Raw genomic sequence first — 18267 nt, forward strand, 5'->3', positions numbered from 1 at the left:
CCGAGGCGCGGCCTTCGCGAGCAAGCCCGCTCCCACATTTGAAATGCATTCCCATGTGGGAGCGGGCTTGCTCGCGAAGACGACCGAACTGACAACAGAAATGTTGAGGTAGACATGAACAACTGGATCAGCGCCCTCGCGAATCTGCAAAAAAGCGGCGAACCCTGCGTGCTCGTGACCATCATCGAAGAGCTCGGCTCCACCCCGCGCAACGCCGGCTCCAAGATGGTCATCAGCGCAGCCCAGACCTTCGACACCATCGGTGGCGGGCACCTGGAATACAAGGCGATGCAGATCGCCCGGGACATGCTTGTGCGGGGTCAGCAGAACACCCATCTGGAGCGTTTCAGCCTCGGCGCGAGCCTGGGCCAATGCTGCGGTGGCGTGACCGTGTTGCTGTTCGAACCGATGGGCCAGGTACAGGCGCAGATCGCGGTGTTCGGCGCAGGCCACGTGGGCCGCGCACTGGTGCCGCTGCTGGCGAGCCTGCCGTGCCGGGTGCGCTGGATCGACTCCCGTGAGCAGGAGTTTCCGGAACATATCCCCGAAGGCGTGCGTAAAATCGTCAGCGAAGAGCCGGTGGACGAAATTGCCGACCTGCCGGTGGGCAGTTACTGCATCGTCATGACCCACAATCACGCACTGGATTTGGAACTCACCGCCGCCCTGCTCAAGCGCAACGACTTTACCTACTTCGGCCTGATCGGCTCGCAGACCAAACGCGTCAAGTTTGAACACCGCCTGCGTGACCGCGGCTTCGACGCCGCACAGCTGCAACGCATGCACTGCCCCATGGGCCTCACCGAGGTGAAGGGCAAATTGCCGGTGGAGATCGCCATTTCTATCGCCGGCGAAATCATCGCCACCTATAACGCCAATTTCGGCCAGCACACCGCCAGCGCCGAACCCATTGCCAAACTGCTGCCGGCCTCGCGTCGCAGCCAAGCCATTTGAATTGAGACGACCATGCCTTTGACTCGCAAAGCCTACCGTGCCGCCCTGTTGCACAGCATCGCCGACCCTGCCGAAGTGGGTATCGAAGCCTCCTATGAGTATTTCGAAGACGGCCTGCTGGTGATCGAGAACGGCAAGATCAGCGCCGTCGGCCATGCCGGTGATTTGCTGCCGACCCTGCCGGCCGATATTGAAATCACCCACTACCAGGACGCACTGATCACCCCCGGCTTGATCGACACCCATATCCACCTGCCGCAGACCGGCATGGTCGGTGCCTACGGCGAGCAGCTGCTGGATTGGCTCAACACCTACACCTTCCCGTGCGAAAGCCAGTTCGCCGACAAGGCTCACGCCGAGGAAGTCGCGGACATCTTCATCAAGGAACTGCTGCGCAACGGCACCACCACCGCGCTGGTGTTTGGCAGCGTGCATCCACAGTCAGTGAATTCGTTCTTTGAAGCGGCCGAGAAGCTCGACCTGCGCATGATCGCCGGCAAGGTGATGATGGACCGCAACGCGCCGGACTACCTGACCGATACCGCCGAAACCGGCTACCAGGAAAGCAAGGTGCTGATCGAACGCTGGCACGGCAAAGGCCGCCTGCACTACGCCGTCACGCCACGTTTTGCGCCGACCAGCACACCGGAACAATTAGCGTTGGCCGGACAATTGCTGGGGGAATACCCAGACCTGTACATGCAGACCCACATCAGCGAGAACAAGCAGGAAATCGAGTGGGTGAAGCAATTGTTCCCGGAGCGCAACGGCTACCTGGATGTGTACGACCACTACAAGCTGCTGGGCGAACGCTCGGTGTTTGCCCACGGCGTGCACCTGTGTGATGACGAGTGCGCACGGCTGGCAGAAACGGGATCGGCGGTGGCGTTCTGCCCGACGTCAAACTTCTTCCTCGGCAGTGGCTTGTTCAACCTGCCGATGGCAGAAAAGCACAAATTGAATGTAGGCCTGGGCACCGACGTGGGTGGCGGTACCAGTTTCTCGCTGCTGCAAACCCTGAACGAAGCCTACAAGGTCATGCAGTTGCAGGGCGCGCGCTTGAGTCCGTTCAAGTCGCTGTATCTGGCGACATTGGGCGGTGCACGGGCGCTGCGCCTGGAAGACAAGATCGGCACATTGCAGCCAGGGACGGATGCGGACTTCTTGGTATTGGATTACAACGCTACGCCACTGCTGAGCTATCGCTTGAAACAGGCGAATAACATTGCCGAGACGTTGTTTGTGTTGATGACGCTGGGGGATGATCGGACGGTGTTGCAGACCTATGCGGCGGGCAACCTGGTGCACGAGCGCTGATTTCAGCCACACCACAAAACCAATGTGGGAGCGGGCTTGCTCGCGAATGCGGAGTATCAGTCACCAGATAGAGTGACTGACCCGCTGCATTCGCGAGCAAGCCCGCTCCCACATTTTTATCCCCAGTGAATCAGGGAAATTACAGCTTGATCGAGGAACGCCCTGGCTTCTTCGTTTGCAGCAAATGCGAAAACACCGCATGCAAATCATCCGACGCGCTTTCCTCATCGAGGTTGAGCTTGCTGTCGATGTGATCCATGTGATGCATCATCAGATCCACTGCCAACACTGCGTCCCGCGCTTCGATCGCATCGATCAACTGGGTGTGTTCGTCGTACGAGCAGTGCGACCGGTTGCCGCTTTCGTACTGGGCGATGATCAACGAGGTCTGCGACACCAGGCTGCGCTGGAAGCTGATCAGCGGTGCGTTCTTCGCCGCTTCGGCCAGCTTGAGGTGGAACTCGCCGGAGAGGCGAATGCCGGCACCACGGTCGCCACGGGAAAAGCTGTCGCGCTCGTCGTTAACCATCTGGCGCAATTCGGCCAGTTGCTCGGCGGTGGCGTGCTGCACTGCCAATTCGGTGATCGCCCGCTCCACGAGACGACGCGCCATGAAGACCTGGCGGGCTTCCTCGACACTCGGGCTGGCAACCACTGCGCCGCGATTGGGCCGCAGCAACACCACGCCTTCATGGGCCAGGCGCGAAAGTGCGCGGCGAATGATGGTGCGGCTGACGCCAAAGATTTCCCCCAGTGCCTCTTCACTCAATTTGGTACCGGGTGCCAGGCGTTGTTCGAGGATCGCTTCGAAGATATGCGCGTAGACGATATCGTCCTGGGTTCCGCTGCGACCGGCCTTGCCGGCTCGCGGTGTTTTCTTGAGAGGTTGCAACTGTTCGTTCATGGGCACTCGGGTTTGGAGAACGGCGGCGAATTAACGGTAATACGGCAACAGCGGGTCGCTGGCAAGTATCACCTAAAAACATGGCACATTGTACACAACCGAATGCGCCAACACACTGTACGGCTGTTTGTGGCCTCGGCTGTATTGCAATGAGTAGTTACGTTTGAGTTTAGGCTTGAATTCGATTTTTCATCGGTAGAAGGAACACCGCTCCATGACCGACGCCACTCAAGCGCCACTGCGCCCGCTGGCCGACTCTTCACCGTCGGCTGTCGTCGCCGGTTTTATCGCCATGATGACCGGCTACACCAGTTCCCTGGTGCTGATGTTCCAGGCCGGCCAAGCCGCCGGTTTGACCACGGCGCAAATTTCCTCGTGGATCTGGGCGATTTCCATCGGCATGGCGGTCTGCAGCATTGGCTTGTCCCTGCGGTATCGCACGCCGATCACGATTGCCTGGTCCACCCCCGGTGCGGCCCTGCTGATCACCAGCCTGGGCGGCGTAAGTTACGGCGAAGCCATCGGCGCCTATATCACCTGCGCAGTGTTGGTAACGCTCTGCGGGCTGACCGGCAGCTTCGAAAAACTGGTCAAGCGTATCCCGGCGTCATTGGCAGCGGCGCTGCTGGCGGGGATTCTGTTCAAGATCGGCAGCGAGATCTTCGTCGCCGCCCAACACCGTACCGGCCTGGTGCTGGGGATGTTTTTCACCTACTTGGTCATCAAGCGCCTGTCACCACGTTATGCGGTACTGGCCGCGTTGGTGATCGGCACGGCATTGTCCGGGGTGATGGGCTTGCTGGATTTCAGCGGTTTTCACCTGGAGGTGGCAACACCGGTGTGGACCACACCGCACTTCTCCCTGGCAGCAACCATCAGCATCGGCATCCCGCTGTTCGTGGTGGCCATGACCTCGCAGAACATGCCGGGAGTCGCTGTTTTACGTGCCGATGGCTACAACGTACCGGCCTCGCCACTGATTACCGCCACAGGCCTGGCGTCCCTGGTGCTGTCGCCGTTCGGCTCCCATGGCATCAACCTGGCTGCGATCAGCGCGGCGATCTGCACCGGGCCCCATGCCCATGAAGACCGCAACAAGCGCTACACGGCCGCCGTGTGGTGCGGGGTGTTCTACGGGATTGCCGGCGTGTTCGGCGCAACCTTGGCAGCACTGTTCGCCGCTTTGCCCAAGGAGTTGGTGCTGTCGATTGCGGCGTTGGCGTTGTTTGGCTCGATCATCAATGGCTTGAGCATCGCCATGAATGAGCCGAAGGAACGGGAAGCGGCGCTGATCACCTTTATGGTTACTGCGTCGGGCTTGACGCTGTTTTCCATTGGGTCGGCGTTCTGGGGGATTGTCGCGGGGGTGTTGACGCTGCTGATTCTTAACTGGCGCAAGGCATAAAAAAACGGCGACCCTCAGGTCGCCGTTTTTTTCAGTATCACTTAGCCGCGTTGATCGGCTTTTCCGGATACCACACGTCCAGCAGCGGGCTGACTTCAGCCTTGGTCAGCTCGGAACGGGTTTTCAGCCAGGCTTCAACAGCAGCACGTTGCTCTTCGGATACCGAGCCACGCTTCTGCAGGCAAACCAGACCGTAGTCGTCGCCGCCAACATAGCCCAGACCGTTGGCTTCCATGGCTTCTTTGATGAATGCTTCGAGGAAAGCGTCGATAGCTTCTTCACTCAGGCCTTCGTTGAAGTCCAGGTTCAGTTCGAAACCCAGCTCTTGAAATTCATCAACGCACAGTTTTTTGCGCAGACGCTGGGAACGGTTAGTCGCCATTGGAACAATCCTCTTAAGTAATAACGGGCGGCACTTTAGCAGTTTAAGGAGGCAATTGCCCGACTCTCTGGGACAGGCGGCGCTTTGCCTGTAAAAAAACCCCGAATACCAGCTATCGTTCAGCTACAAGTGGCCCTACCTTGGGGCATAATGCCGACACTTTCATGACTAATGAGGGATTTTCTTACATACCCCTCACCTTTTTCACCCTCCTCAGCAGTAGGGTCTTATCACCTATGATCAAATCTTTGCGTTCAGCACTACTCGCCGGTTTTATTCTGCCACTGGCCTTTTCCGCTACCGCTGCCCCCGTCAACAACAGCCTGCCACCGAATGTCCAGCAGGCGCTTTCAAAAGCCAAACTGCAAAACACCGCACTGTCCCTGGTGATGATTCCCCTGAACGGCCCGGGCACTCCCACCGTGTTCAACGCGGATGTGTCGGTGAACCCAGCGTCCACCATGAAGCTGGTCACCACCTATGCGGCCCTGGAAATGCTCGGCCCCAATCACCAGTGGAAAACCGAGTTCTACACCGATGGCACCCTCAGTGGCGGCGTGTTGCATGGCAACCTGTACCTCAAGGGCGGCGGCGACCCTAAGCTGAACATGGAAAAACTCTGGCTGTTGATGCGCGACCTGCGCGCCAATGGCGTGCAACAAGTCACCGGCGACCTGGTACTGGATCGTGGCTTCTTCAACCAGCCGCAACTGCCGGAATTCAATGACGACGGCAACGACGAGAACAAACCGTTCCTGGTCAAGCCCGATGCCCTGCTGGTCAACCTCAAGGCGCTGCGCTTCGTGACTCGCAACGACGCTGGCCGCGTACTGGTGTCGGTAGAGCCGCCGATTGCCAGCATCCGTATCGACAACCAGGTCAAGGTCTCCAACGCCAAGCAGTGCACCGGTGACGTGCGCTACAACCCGGTCACCGCCGCCGATGGCAGCGTCACCGTGACGGTCAGCGGCCAGTTGGCCGATGGCTGCAGTTCGCAGACGTATTTGTCTCTGCTGGACCATGCGACATACACCGCCGGCGCCGTACGCGCGATCTGGCAGGAACTGGGCGGCACCATTCAGGGCCGCGATATCCAGGCACCCGTGCCCAAGGATGCCAAGGTCCTGGCCCGAGCGTTCTCGCCGGACCTGGCGGAAATTATCCGCGACATCAACAAATACAGTAACAACACCATGGCCCAACAGCTGTTCCTGAGCCTGGGCGCGCAGTTCCGCAACGATGCCGACGGCGACGACGCCAAGGCCGCGCAACGCGTGGTACGCCAGTGGCTGGCGAAGAAAGGCATCACCGCGCCGCACCTGGTGATGGAAAACGGCTCCGGCCTGTCCCGTGCCGAACGGGTCAGCGCCCGCGAAATGGCCGCCATGCTGCAAGCCGCCTGGAAAAGCCCCTATGCTGCGGAATACATCAGCTCGCTGCCGATTGCCGGCACCGACGGCACGATGCGCAAACGCCTGAAAACCACTGCCATGCGCGGTGAAGCCCACGTCAAGACCGGCACCTTGAACACCGTGCGTGCCATCGCTGGGTTCAGCCGCGACAACAACGGCAATACCTGGGCAGTGGTCGCGATTCTCAACGATCCGAAGCCATGGGGCGCTTCATCGGTACTGGACCAGGTGCTGCTGGACCTGTATCGCCAGCCGAAAGTAGCCGCCGCCGCCCCCGTTTTGTAGTGAGTGGGCTTGTCCCGCGCTGGGTGGCGAAGCCGCCCTAAACCCAGGCACCTCGGTTTTACTGAAATACTGCGGCGCCCCTGTTAGGGCGGCTTCGCCACCCAGCGCGGGACAAGCCCGCTCACTACATAGCCTGTACTCGTTCGGACTCTACGCGGTCGCGGCCGGCCTGCTTGGCCACGTATACCGCCGAGTCGGCGCGCAGCAACAGGCCATCAATGCCTTCATCGATGCGCCAGCTGGCCACGCCAAAGCTGGCGGTGACGATACCCACCGGCGTCATGGGTGCGTTGCGCAACGACTGCCACAACTCCATCGCCAGGCTGTACGCCTGTTCGCCGTCGGTATTGGGGCACAACACCACGAACTCTTCACCTCCCAGGCGGCAGAACACATCGGTGCGGCGAACGCGTTGACCGATACGTTTGCACAACTCCTGCAACACCCCATCCCCTACCCCATGCCCATATTGATCGTTGATGCGTTTGAAATGGTCGATATCCAGCATGATCAGTGACAAGGCTCCCGAGCTGCGGTTGAGCCTCACCATTTCGGCTTTGAGACGGTCCTGGAAATAACGCCGGTTGTGGATACCGGTGAGGGAGTCGGTGATGGACAGCGCGCGAAGCTCTTCTTCCACCCGCTTTAGATCGGAAATATCCGACACGTAACCGTGCCACAACGTACCGCCTCCAGGTAATTCTTCCGGGGTGGCCTCGCCGCGAATCCAACGCAAGCCACGCTGTGGCAACAACACCCGGTACTCTTCGCGCCAGTGGCTCAACTGCAACGCCGACAAACGAATAGACGCGCGCACCCGCTCAGCATCCAGTGGGTGGATGCGCTCGAAGACCTTTTTTGCGTCCTGTTGCAGCACCCCTGGGTCGATCTCATAAATGTCCCGCATGCCGTCGCTGGCGTAGATGAAGCGCCAGTCGTCTTGAGGTTCGAGGGTGAACTGGAAGATCCCCCCAGGCACGTGGGCACTGAGTTTCTTCAGCAATCGATCCCGCGCGGCCAACGCCTCATAGGCGCGCTTTTGTTCGGTGATATCGAGGTAAATCGCCAGGTGGCCGATCCACAGACCATGATCATCCAGCAACACGGTGGCGAGCATATTCACGGTCAACTGGCTGCCGTCTTGGCGGCTTAAACTCCATTCGCGGGCTTCGTGCAGGTTGTCCGGGCTTTCCACCAGCATCGCCTGGCTCGCCGGAATGCGCTTGCCAAGCGCCACACTCAAGCTGGCAGAGCGCGCTTCCAGTTCCGGCGCCAAATGCAGGCTTTCGAGGGTCAGCCTGCCCACCACCTGCGCGGCCTTGAACCCGAGCATGTTTTCCGCGCCGGCGTTGAATGTGTTGATGACACCGCGCAGATCCGTGGCAATGATCGCGACCTGGGTGGCGGCGTTCAGCACACTGCGCAGTTGACCATGGGCCCCACGTAGCTCCTGCTCGCGCAGACGTAACTGGGCAGTGCGCTGTTCCACCAGTTTCAAGGCGCGCTGGCGTTGGCTGACGAGCATGTAAAGCAAGGCGCTCAGCAGTACGCTAAGCAGCCCACCCATGGCCAGGATGGTGCTCAGGGAGGAGTGGTTGGCCAGGTCGAACACCTGACTCGGGCGCAAACTCAGGGTGTAGACGTGATCCCCCAGGGTCAGGCGACGTGCGGCAATCAGGTCGCTCTCGCCCAGCGCGTTGCTGGATTCGTAGAGCACTCGTGCTTGTGTGTCGGAGGTGTCGACAATCTGCACCACCAGGTTATCCCGGTCTGGCTTGGGCAACCCGTCGGCCACCAGTTGGCGCATGCTGATCACGGCCATCACATAACCATAGGGCTCATTACGCAATTGTTCAGCAGTGGGCAGGTTGCTGACCGGCGCCACCAACAACACGCCAGTGGCGTAGGCAGGTTCCACACCGACCAGTTGCATCGGTTGGGACACCGCCAGCTTGCCGCTCTTTTGCGCACGCTCCAGGGTGGCGCGTCGCAGCGGCTGGGCCAACAGATCAAAGCCTAGGGGAGAACCCAGCAAGCTCTGGGTCTGGCTGTACAGCACCGGCGCGTATTCATCACGCTCGGGCGCAGGCGCTAGCTCACCGGCCGAATTCAGCTCGCGGATAACAAAGGGCCTGCCGAGCTGCCGGGAGACTTCGCGCTCGAATTGATTGCGCTGGTTGCGAAACACTCGCGGCGCCCAGGAATAGGCGCGGGTCCGCAATAACAGCGGTTGGGCGAAACCGTCGAACTCTTCGCGGGACACGTCGTCCGAGTTGACGAAAAACCGGCGCAGGCTGTTCAGGCGTTGTTCCTGGTCCTCAAAGCGTTCTTGCAGGCGGGAATAGCGCTCGTTGACCAGCAACTGGAAGCGCTGGCGCACCTGTTGCTCATACAGGTCGAACGCGGCCCAAGCGATGATGACCGTCAGCGCACACCCTGCCAACACCACCACCAATGCCACCAGCCAAGCCGACGCCTGCTCACTGATAAAGCCTAGGATCTTTGGGCGAACAGCTTGTAACGGCATAGGCAACACTCACAACGCCAGCGTGCGGGGGGTGTCACTTTGGCTAGGCCTTAAGTTATAGCCATCAGCCTGGTGTTTGACCAGCGCAAAAAAGCCGCAAGCCCGGATTAGTCCCGGCTTGCGGCTTCTTGTGTACGGCAATCAGCGCGCGGTGATTTTCCAGGCCCTGTGGATCTTGGCATTACGCGCAAAGTCCGGGTCGATAGTCTTGTCGCTGATCTCCTCGACCGCATAGCGTTCGCTGAGATTGTCCTCCAGCTGGAACTTGCGGAAGTTGTTCGAGAAATACAGCACGCCACCCGGCGCCAGACGCGCCATCGCCAGGTCGAGCAATTGCACGTGATCACGCTGCACGTCGAAAATGCCTTCCATGCGCTTGGAGTTGGAGAACGTCGGCGGATCGATGAAGATCAGGTCGAACTCATCGCGGCTCGCCTCCAGCCACGCCATCACATCACCCTGCTCCAGACGGTTCTTGTCGGAGAAACCGTTGAGGGAGAAGTTGCGACGGGCCCAGTCCAGGTAAGTCTTGGACAGGTCGACGCTGGTGGTGCTGCGCGCGCCGCCCTTGGCTGCGTGCACACTCGCCGTGGCGGTGTAGCAATACAGGTTGAGGAAACGCTTGCCGGCCGCTTCTTTCTGGATGCGCATACGCATCGGGCGGTGGTCGAGGAACAGGCCGGTGTCCAGGTAGTCAGTGAGGTTCACCAGCAGCTTCACGCCGCCTTCGCTGACCTCGGTGAACTTGCCCTGGGCGCTTTGACGCTCGTACTGCTTGGTGCCGCTCTGGCGCTCGCGACGCTTGACCACCACGCGGCTCTTGTCGATGTTCAGCGCCTGGGGAATGGCAGCCAGGGCATCGAACATGCGCGCAGAGGCTTTTTCCGGGTCGATGGACTTCGGCGCAGCGTATTCCTGCACGTGGACCCAGTCGTGGTACAGGTCGATGGCCATGGAGTATTCCGGCATATCGGCGTCGTACACGCGGTAGCAATCCACGCCTTCGCGCTTGGCCCACTTGCCCAGCAACTTGAGGTTCTTTTGCAAGCGGTTGGCAAACATCTGCCCGCCTTCGCTCAGGCGCGGCTGTTCGACTACCGGAGCCGGGGCTGGCTTGATTGGGTTGCCGTTCTTGTTGTACTGGCGCTCTTGCGGCTCGGCCGGGGCTTGGTCATAAGCGGCTTGCTCACGTTCGGCCTGGCGTTGCTCCGGTGTACGACGCTCGCCGGTGACGAACTGGTCCGGGTTGACCTTGATCAACAGCAACTTGCACGGCAAGGCGCCGTTCCAGAACGAGTACTGCTTGTGGCTGCGGATGCCCATGCGCTTGCCCAGGTCTGGCGCACCGGTAAACACCGCCGCTTCCCAGCCCATGCACGCTTGGCGCAGACGCTCGCCGAGGTTCTGGTAGAGGTACAACAGGCTGGCTTCGTCACCCAGTCGCTCGCCGTACGGCGGGTTGCAGATGACCAGGCCTTTCTGGTTCTGATCCGGACGCGGCTCGAAAGTACCGACCTCACCCTGGTACACCTTGATCCAGTGACTCAGGCCGGCGCGCTCGATGTTGTTGCGCGCGGGCTGGATCAAACGCGGGTCGGCTTCATAGCCACGCACCCACAACGGCGGCTTGTTCATGCCGATGGTGGCGCGTTCAGCCGCTTCCGCGTGGAGTTTTTTCCACAGCGCCGGGACGTGGCCCAGCCAAGTGGTAAAGCCCCACAGTTCGCGATTCAGGTTGGGCGCCATGTCGGCGGCGATCATCGCGCCTTCCACCAGGAAGGTACCTACGCCGCACATCGGGTCGGTCAGCGCGCCGCCTTCGGCAGCAATGCGTGGCCAACCAGCGCGAATCAGGATCGCAGCGGCCAGGTTTTCCTTCAAGGGTGCGGCACCCTGCTGCAGGCGGTAGCCGCGCTGGTGCAGGCTGTGGCCGGACAGATCGAGGGACAGGATCGCTTCGCCACGGTCCAGGCGCAGATGGATGCGCAGGTCCGGGTTGATCTTGTCGATGGACGGGCGTTCGCCGGTGGGGGTGCGCAGCTTGTCGACAATCGCATCCTTGACCTTCAGCGCGCCGAAGTGGGTGTTGTCGATGCCTGAGCCATGCCCGCTGAATTCCACAGCCAGGGTGCCATCGGGGACCATGTGGTCGGCCCATTCGATATCCAGCACGCCGTGGTAGAGGTCTTCGGCGTCCTTCATCGGGAAGCGCTTGAGCACCAGCAGCACGCGGTTGGCCAGGCGTGACCAAAGGCACAGACGGTAGGCGGTTTCCATGTCGGCCATGCCGCGCACGGCCGAGGTGTGCTCGCGGGCTTCCTCAAGGCCAAGCCCGACGGCTTCCTCGATCAGCAGGCCTTCGAGGCCCTTGGGGCAAGTGAGGAAGAGTTCAAAACGGTCCGACATGGGCATTCCAGGCTTTTCAGCAATAAATGAACGGGCGACGCATCGCCGGCTCGGTTTTCAATCAAGCACTTTTCTTGAAGAGTGCTCGCGTGGCACGAATGTGCCGTCCCACCCCATCTGGCGGGCCTTTGGGCCTTTATAGACGGGGCAGAGAAAAATTTTGCGCAACAAAAAGAAACATTGCGACCCTTCGTCGAATAATAACCGACTGCAACGAGCGGGCATTCTCACTAAAGGATTAAACCCATCCTCTTTGCAGGGTGCATCATAGCTGGCTTTGCCCTACAAATGGGGCGAAAAGCCATCCCAGCTTATGGCTATAGCATCGTTATCGTTACGTGCTTATGACAAAACGATCATTGAATCCATGTGACCTATTGGTTAGAACTCAACACAGGTTGGCGCCGTAACGACGCCGACACATTGGCTCGCCACGCCGGCAGCGAGCCCACCAACGGCAGAAAAACTCTGCCCGGCCTCAGACGAGGCCGAAGGATATCAAGACAGTCAACAAGTGAGGGAAACACCCTATGAGAAGACTTAAGCGTGATCCGTTGGAAAGAGCATTTTTACGCGGATATCAATATGGCGTTCATGGCAAATCCCGTGAGCTTTGCCCATTTACTCTACCGTCGGTACGCCAAGCCTGGATCAACGGCTGGCGAGAAGGACGCGGCGACAACTGGGACGGTATGACTGGCACTGCGGGCATCCACAGACTCAACGAACTTCACGCCGTCGGCTAATCAGGGCACTTAATTCCGACATACCACCTTTGAATATGTAACGACTTAACCACGCACGTCCTATCCGGGCGGCGGGCTTCGGCCCAGGGGGCTCCTTTATGGAGCCCTTTTTAATGGGCGGCTATCAGGCTTTTGGCAATGCCGCGATTGCGTCTACCGACTGGCGAATCAACGCCGGGCCCTTGTAGATGAAACCAGAGTACAACTGCACCAGGCTGGCGCCAGCGGCAATCTTCTCGGCCGCATGCTTGCCCTCGGTGATGCCACCTGCGGCGATGATCGGCAAGCGTCCTGCCAGCTCAGCGGCCAGTACCTTGACAATATGGGTGCTCTGCTCGCGCACCGGTGCACCCGAGAGGCCGCCCGCTTCGTCACCATGGGCCAAGCCTTCAACACCCACACGGCTGAGGGTGGTGTTGGTGGCGATCACTGCGTCCATACCCGAATCCACCAGGGCCTGGGCCACCAGTACGGTCTCTTCGTCGCTCATGTCCGGGGCAATCTTGATCGCCAGCGGTACGCGTTTGCCATGGCGAACGGCCAGATCTTCCTGGCGCTGGCGCAAGGCTTCGAGCAGTTGCTTGAGCGAATCACCGAACTGCAAGCTACGCAGGCCCGGGGTATTAGGCGAACTGACGTTAACGGTGACATAGCTGGCGTGTGCGTAGACCTTGTCCAAGCAGATCAGGTAGTCGTCCACTGCCCGCTCTACTGGCGTATCGAAGTTCTTGCCGATATTGATGCCGAGAATACCTTTGTACTTCGCCGCTTGAACCCGCGACAGCAGGTTATCGACACCCAGGTTGTTGAAGCCCATGCGATTGATGATCGCCTCGGCTTCCGGCAGGCGGAAGATACGGGGCTTGGGATTGCCCGGTTGTGGACGCGGCGTCACGGTGCCGATTTCGACAAAGCCGAAACCCAATTGCGAGAAGCCATCGATGGCCGCGCCATTCTTGTCCAAGCCTGCCGCCAACCCCACCGGGTTAGGGAAATCGAGCCCCATCACCGATACCGGCATTTTTGCCGGTGCCTTGCATACCAGGCCATTGAGCCCCAGGCGGCCACCGGCACCGATCAGGTCCAGGGACAGATCGTGGGAGGTTTCCGGGGAGAGTTTGAACAACAGCTGGCGGGCCAGGGTATACATGGGCGGGCTAGACTCGGATGGCGGCGAAAGGTGGCGCCGATTATAGCCGGGGGAACGGGCTGCGTGCGAGGCGTCCCGTCCAATCGTCAGTAGCGAAGGGCGACCAGCGCTTCATAACGCGCCCAGATTTTCTGTGCGTACTGCATGCGTAACGTCTCCCTTTGCGGCCCTGGACCTGGCCCCACGTTATAGGAACCAACAGCCGTCCAGTTGTAGCCGAAACGCTGGATGAACCCGGCGAGAATCGAGGCGCCTACCTCTACCGACAAACACGGCTCACTGAGTAGCCGCTCCTCGGTAACGCCCTGCTTGAGCAGGCCCGGTAAATGAATGCTGTTGATCTGCATCAGGCCAATGTCCCGCGTACCGTTACTGTTGCTGTAATTCATCGCCCCTGCCTGATACCCCGACTCCACAGCTGCGATGGCCTGCAGCAATTCCGCTTCGATGTCGTAGCGGGCCGCGACCTCTTCCCAACAGTAAGCCAATGCCTTGTTGCTCGACACCAGCAGCACCCACAACAAGCATCGAACCCATCCCTTAACCATGGCGGACTTGGCCGCAGGCCGAACAGATATGCGCTAAACGGCCCTGCCCTGACCGTGGCGCGTCATCCCCTTCGGTGCTCACGGAGCATGTAAAGCGATAGCCCCGGCCATAAATGGTCTTGATAAACCCTTTGTCAGCCTTGAGATGCTTGCGCAACGAATAGATACAACGGGTCAGTGACTCTTCCGAAACATCTCCATGAGGCCACGCCCGCTCCAGCAAACGATCCTTGGTCATCAATGCACCGCCGGATACCAGTAGCAATCGCAACACTTGCCACTCCTTGGGAGGCAACTGAATATCCATGCCCTCTGCGGTCAATCGACCATCACCGTGCAAGGTCCAACGTGCAAAAACCAAGGGAGCCGGCATCATTCGATCACTCAGGGCGGCCATATATACCTCTGCATCCAATTACCGACATTGAGGGTCCTCGTTTACTGTTCTCTCCATTCCGCCAACATCAGGACTATAGGAATCTGGACAGGAGATCACGCTAGGAAAAAACCCATACATCCGACGCCTTTCGGGAAGCCGTACGTAAGACATTTGCCCAAAGCATCTGAAACAACGACATCGTCGTGATACCCCATAGCTCATGTAGAAAGCTTCCAGATACATGCATAAACGCTTTACTCATGGGGAGGGCTAGCGACCGGACGAACAAACGCGCGCTGTACACGCTCATACTGAGCCTGGGTCAATGGTGGAGGCGCCACAGCGCCCGCCAATGTCGTGGGCTCGCCGCCTACCCCTCGCGCCTGGATGACAAACAGGCGTACCTCGCCGCGACGGCCCCTCATCGTGCCCCGTGGCACGGTTTCGGCATCACGTTGAAAGCCCCCCATCCACAAGCGCCGACCTTGGGGTACACGAATAACAGTGCTCACACCCACGCTCCCCACCACCGCCGAAAGCTTGCGTTGCTTCTCCATGTCGATAGGGTGTTCGTCCACAGCAGTGAGCGACATCTCGATTTCATTGCCTGGGACAAAACGCGGCAACACGCTGATCTGGGTGCCATATCGCACAGGCTGCCATTCGCCGCTCTCCTCTCCTGGCCTTGGCAGGTAGAACGTCTGGTTATCGTGAAACACGAGCGGAACATTTTCCTGGCCAAGCATCACCGGCAGCGCCACCACCCGTGCGCGCCGACGCCGCTCCAGTGCGTTGATCAACGCCATCAGCCGGTTGTCTTCCAAGGGCTCCAGCACCCGGGTTGCAGCAAGCGAAGGGTTGGACTCGTCAAGCCAGCCGAGCTCCAATTTCTTGAGTTCTTCGTTATCCACGTCCACGACCCACAGCGAAACCTCCAGTTGCCGCTTAGGCACATCCAGCCTCGCGACAAGCTGTTCCAAGACACTCACTTGGCCTGGCTTGCCCTTGATCAACAGACTGTTGGTATCCGGGAATGGAATTACCGAAAGGCCCTCGTCAGCCAACACGCCAAGCGACTGTTTCGCCCCCCCTTTGCGCTCACTGGCCAACAGGGAATCGATCATCGATGCCATCCCCGGCACATTGACCTTGTCATCGCCCATGGCGTATTGACGATCAGCCACGTGGGTATTGAATACCTGCACCACGCCGAACGCTTCCTTGCCTACGAGCAGTTCAGCCCGCTGGCGATCCATCATTTGTGCCAGTCGCAAGACCTGGTCGACATAGTTAGGCGGTCCGGACAGGTAGAACATTCTCTGCCCGCTCTCACGCAAAGGATGTCGTGACTCGTCCAGTCCTGAGCGGCGCATGAGTTCACGCAGCCTCTCGACGGTAATGTGCCGCAGCGCCACCGCCGAGCTTTTGGCTTCACTCGATTCATAGAGGTGGAGCACCTGCCCGTCGCCATGCCAGATCAGGTCATGTTGCCGAGCCGTTGCCTCCAGCACCTGCTGGGCCTTGCCAAAGTCGTAGGTCCCGGAAATACGCTGACGGCTCGCAGCCCGGCTGACAACGATGGGCACCCCCAGTGGTACCGACAGCGCAGTAAAAAAGGTATGCAGGCTTTCATCCCGTGCCAGATAGGTTTCCCCCCACGCCGAAACGCAGACCAGCATCAACAAGGCGCACACAAGCCAGCGGCACAGCCAGTGACATCTCATCGTCTTGGGAGTATCTGCGTACACCGTGGGTATCCTGGGCGGCCTGGCGAAAAGAAGCGGCCATACTGAAAGCCGGCGACGTTTCAATCTTGATGGAAAGTTGACGGCAGACCAGCACGGTCTATCCGTGGCATGTGCCTTGCTTTGCTCTCTGCATCAGAGCACGCGCCAACGATGGAACGGGCTTACGGACAAAGGCGTCGTTACCTGCAGTGGCCTACAGCGCCATCTGAAGGAACGGCGCTTTTTTTTGAGCAATAAGGTAGGTATTGATGAACGACGCGGTCGGAAACAGCCCGATAAAAGACCCGCTGGCCTGGGTCAACGGCAGTGACGCCCCGGAAAAGAGCGGCCTGGACCTGGGCTTCATGGCCTTGAGCGATTGTGCCTCGCTGGTGGTCACCGCCACCCAGGGGTTCGCCCAACCCTACGGGCTGACGCTGAACCTCAAGCGCCAATCCTCCTGGGCCAACCTGCGCGACAAACTGGTCAGTGGCGAACTGGATGCCGCCCACAGCCTGTATGGGCTGATCTACGCCGTTCACCTGGGCATCGGCGGCGTGGCGCCTACCGACATGGCGGTGCTGATGGGGCTGAACCAGAACGGCCAGAGCATCAACCTGTCCCGTGGCCTGCAACAGCAAGGGGTGATCACTCCTGAGGCACTGGATCGCCACGTGCACCAAAGCCGAACAAAACTGACGTTCGCGCAGACATTTCCCACCGGCACCCACGCCATGTGGCTGTATTACTGGTTGGCGAGCCAAGGCATTCATCCTTTGCAGGATGTGGACAGCGTAGTGGTACCGCCACCACAAATGGTTGCGCACCTGCAGGCTGATCGCATCGATGGCTTTTGCGTCGGCGAGCCCTGGTGCGCCAGTGCGGTAAAGCAAAACCAGGGCTTCACCCTGGCGACCACCCAGGCCATCTGGCCGGATCATCCAGAAAAGGTCCTCGGCTGCACCCAAGCGTTCGTCGACCAGTACCCCAATACCGCACGAGTGTTGGTAATGGCAATTTTGGAGGCCAGCCGTTTTATCGAACAGAACACCGAAAACCGCCGCTCCACAGCGCAACTGCTCAGTGGCCGCGAGTACCTGGATGCTCCACTCGACTGCATCGAGCCCCGTTTGTTGGGGGCTTACGAAGACGGTCTGGGTAACCAATGGCAAGACCCCCACGCCCTGCGGTTTTTCGCCGAGGGCAAAGTGAACCTGCCGTACCTCTCCGACGGCATGTGGTTCATGACCCAGTTCCGCCGCTGGGGCCTGCTGCGCGAAGACCCGGACTACCTCGGCGTTGCCCGCCAGGTACAACAATTGGCGCTATACCGCCAGGCCGCCGAGGCGATAGGTGTCGCGGCCAACCTCGATGACATGCGCAGCAGCCAGTTGATCGACGGCAAGGTCTGGGACGGCTCCGATCCGACTGGCTACGCCCGCAGCTTCCGCCTGCACGCAATGGCCGAGCACGCCAGCCGCCAAGCGTTGCGCTGACAGGAGCCACGACATGCTGCGAATCCTGTTGATCAACGACACCCCGCGCAAGGTTGGCCGCCTTAGAACGGCACTGATCGAAGCCGGTTTTGAGGTGATCGATGAGTCCGGCCTGATCATCGACCTGCCCGCGCGCGTCGAAACGGTGCGCCCGGATGTAATCCTGATCGATACCGAGTCACCGGGCCGCGACGTGATGGAACAAGTGGTGCTGGTGAGCCGCGATCAGCCGCGGCCGATCGTGATGTTTACCGATGAGCATGACCCGAACGTGATGCGCCAGGCGATCAAGTCCGGTGTCAGCGCCTACATTGTGGAAGGCATCCAGGCCCAGCGCCTGCAACCGATTCTCGACGTGGCCATGGCCCGCTTCGAAAGCGACCAGGCGTTGCGCGCTCAGTTGCAGGCACGCGACCAGCAACTGGCCGAACGCAAACGCATAGAGCTGGCCAAGGGCATGTTGATGAAAATGAAGCACTGCAATGAGGAAGAGGCCTACACCCTGATGCGCCGCCAAGCCATGAGCCGGCAGCAGAAACTGATCCAAGTGGCGGAGCAGATCATCGCCATGAGTGAGCTGCTCGGCTGATTTGGCGCAGCTCTTGCTAAAGGATATTCACAGGTAACCA

At 59.8% G+C, this 18267-nt stretch carries 15 protein-coding genes; 7 read left to right on the forward strand and 8 right to left on the reverse strand.

What is annotated here, in order from left to right; all coding sequences use genetic code 11:
• Window positions 1–114 precede the first annotated feature (114 nt).
• Both xdhC and guaD read left to right on the forward strand, forming a co-directional pair.
• A complete protein-coding gene (gene xdhC, locus HF257_RS02680; protein ID WP_185703429.1) occupies window positions 115–954 on the forward strand; it encodes a xanthine dehydrogenase accessory protein XdhC in 840 nt (279 codons plus the stop codon).
• A 12-nt stretch (window positions 955–966) separates the two neighbouring features.
• Window positions 967–2271, forward strand: coding sequence for a guanine deaminase (guaD, locus tag HF257_RS02685; protein WP_185703427.1), 1305 nt, complete (start codon window positions 967–969; stop codon window positions 2269–2271).
• A gap of 139 nt (window positions 2272–2410) precedes the next feature.
• Here guaD and HF257_RS02690 read toward each other — a convergent pair whose 3' ends face one another.
• Window positions 2411–3175 (reverse strand): GntR family transcriptional regulator, encoded by a 765-nt coding sequence (locus HF257_RS02690; RefSeq protein WP_135288557.1) that lies wholly within the window; start codon window positions 3173–3175, stop codon window positions 2411–2413.
• A gap of 214 nt (window positions 3176–3389) precedes the next feature.
• Between HF257_RS02690 and HF257_RS02695 the strand changes: the two genes are divergently transcribed.
• Window positions 3390–4580, forward strand: coding sequence for a benzoate/H(+) symporter BenE family transporter (locus HF257_RS02695; RefSeq protein WP_185703425.1), 1191 nt, complete (start codon window positions 3390–3392; stop codon window positions 4578–4580).
• A gap of 37 nt (window positions 4581–4617) precedes the next feature.
• Here the strand turns inward: HF257_RS02695 and HF257_RS02700 are convergent, their stop codons facing one another.
• Window positions 4618–4962 carry a YggL family protein gene (locus HF257_RS02700; protein WP_003193255.1) on the reverse strand — a complete coding sequence of 115 codons (345 nt, stop codon included), beginning with the start codon at window positions 4960–4962 and terminating at the stop codon, window positions 4618–4620.
• Window positions 4963–5198: 236 nt separating this feature from the next.
• On the opposite strand from HF257_RS02700, the gene dacB reads away from it, so the two are divergent.
• Complete coding sequence (gene dacB, locus HF257_RS02705; RefSeq protein WP_185703423.1) at window positions 5199–6659, forward strand: D-alanyl-D-alanine carboxypeptidase/D-alanyl-D-alanine endopeptidase; 1461 nt, start codon at window positions 5199–5201, stop codon at window positions 6657–6659.
• Between the two features lie 124 nt (window positions 6660–6783).
• Here dacB and HF257_RS02710 read toward each other — a convergent pair whose 3' ends face one another.
• Both HF257_RS02710 and rlmKL read right to left on the reverse strand, forming a co-directional pair.
• On the reverse strand, window positions 6784–9186 hold the full coding sequence (locus HF257_RS02710) for a sensor domain-containing diguanylate cyclase (protein WP_185703421.1): 2403 nt from the start codon (window positions 9184–9186) through the stop codon (window positions 6784–6786).
• Window positions 9187–9327: 141 nt separating this feature from the next.
• Window positions 9328–11592: a bifunctional 23S rRNA (guanine(2069)-N(7))-methyltransferase RlmK/23S rRNA (guanine(2445)-N(2))-methyltransferase RlmL gene (gene rlmKL / locus HF257_RS02715; RefSeq protein ID WP_185703418.1), complete on the reverse strand. Its 2265-nt coding sequence runs from the start codon at window positions 11590–11592 to the stop codon at window positions 9328–9330.
• Window positions 11593–12122: 530 nt separating this feature from the next.
• Between rlmKL and rmf the strand changes: the two genes are divergently transcribed.
• Window positions 12123–12338 carry a ribosome modulation factor gene (gene rmf / locus HF257_RS02720; protein ID WP_002553055.1) on the forward strand — a complete coding sequence of 72 codons (216 nt, stop codon included), beginning with the start codon at window positions 12123–12125 and terminating at the stop codon, window positions 12336–12338.
• 124 nt (window positions 12339–12462) lie between these two features.
• Here the strand turns inward: rmf and HF257_RS02725 are convergent, their stop codons facing one another.
• The 4 genes from HF257_RS02725 to sctC all read right to left on the reverse strand — a co-directional run bounded on the left by HF257_RS02725 (window position 12463) and on the right by sctC (window position 16139).
• Entirely contained in the window at window positions 12463–13488 is a 1026-nt protein-coding gene (locus tag HF257_RS02725; protein WP_185703416.1) for a quinone-dependent dihydroorotate dehydrogenase, read from the reverse strand.
• Window positions 13489–13574: 86 nt separating this feature from the next.
• Window positions 13575–14036 carry a transglycosylase SLT domain-containing protein gene (locus HF257_RS02730; protein ID WP_185703414.1) on the reverse strand — a complete coding sequence of 154 codons (462 nt, stop codon included), beginning with the start codon at window positions 14034–14036 and terminating at the stop codon, window positions 13575–13577.
• Window positions 14029–14433: a winged helix-turn-helix domain-containing protein gene (locus HF257_RS02735; RefSeq protein ID WP_185703412.1), complete on the reverse strand. Its 405-nt coding sequence runs from the start codon at window positions 14431–14433 to the stop codon at window positions 14029–14031. The genes HF257_RS02730 and HF257_RS02735 overlap by 8 nt, the downstream gene beginning before the upstream one ends.
• 236 nt (window positions 14434–14669) lie before the next feature.
• Window positions 14670–16139 carry a type III secretion system outer membrane ring subunit SctC gene (gene sctC / locus HF257_RS02740; RefSeq protein WP_185704343.1) on the reverse strand — a complete coding sequence of 490 codons (1470 nt, stop codon included), beginning with the start codon at window positions 16137–16139 and terminating at the stop codon, window positions 14670–14672.
• A 272-nt stretch (window positions 16140–16411) separates the two neighbouring features.
• Between sctC and HF257_RS02745 the strand changes: the two genes are divergently transcribed.
• On the forward strand, window positions 16412–17638 hold the full coding sequence (locus tag HF257_RS02745; protein ID WP_185703410.1) for a CmpA/NrtA family ABC transporter substrate-binding protein: 1227 nt from the start codon (window positions 16412–16414) through the stop codon (window positions 17636–17638).
• A gap of 13 nt (window positions 17639–17651) precedes the next feature.
• On the forward strand, window positions 17652–18227 hold the full coding sequence (locus HF257_RS02750) for an ANTAR domain-containing response regulator (protein ID WP_185703408.1): 576 nt from the start codon (window positions 17652–17654) through the stop codon (window positions 18225–18227).
• The last annotated feature ends 40 nt before the right edge of the window (window positions 18228–18267 follow it).

It is taken from the genome of Pseudomonas cremoris (assembly GCF_014230465.1).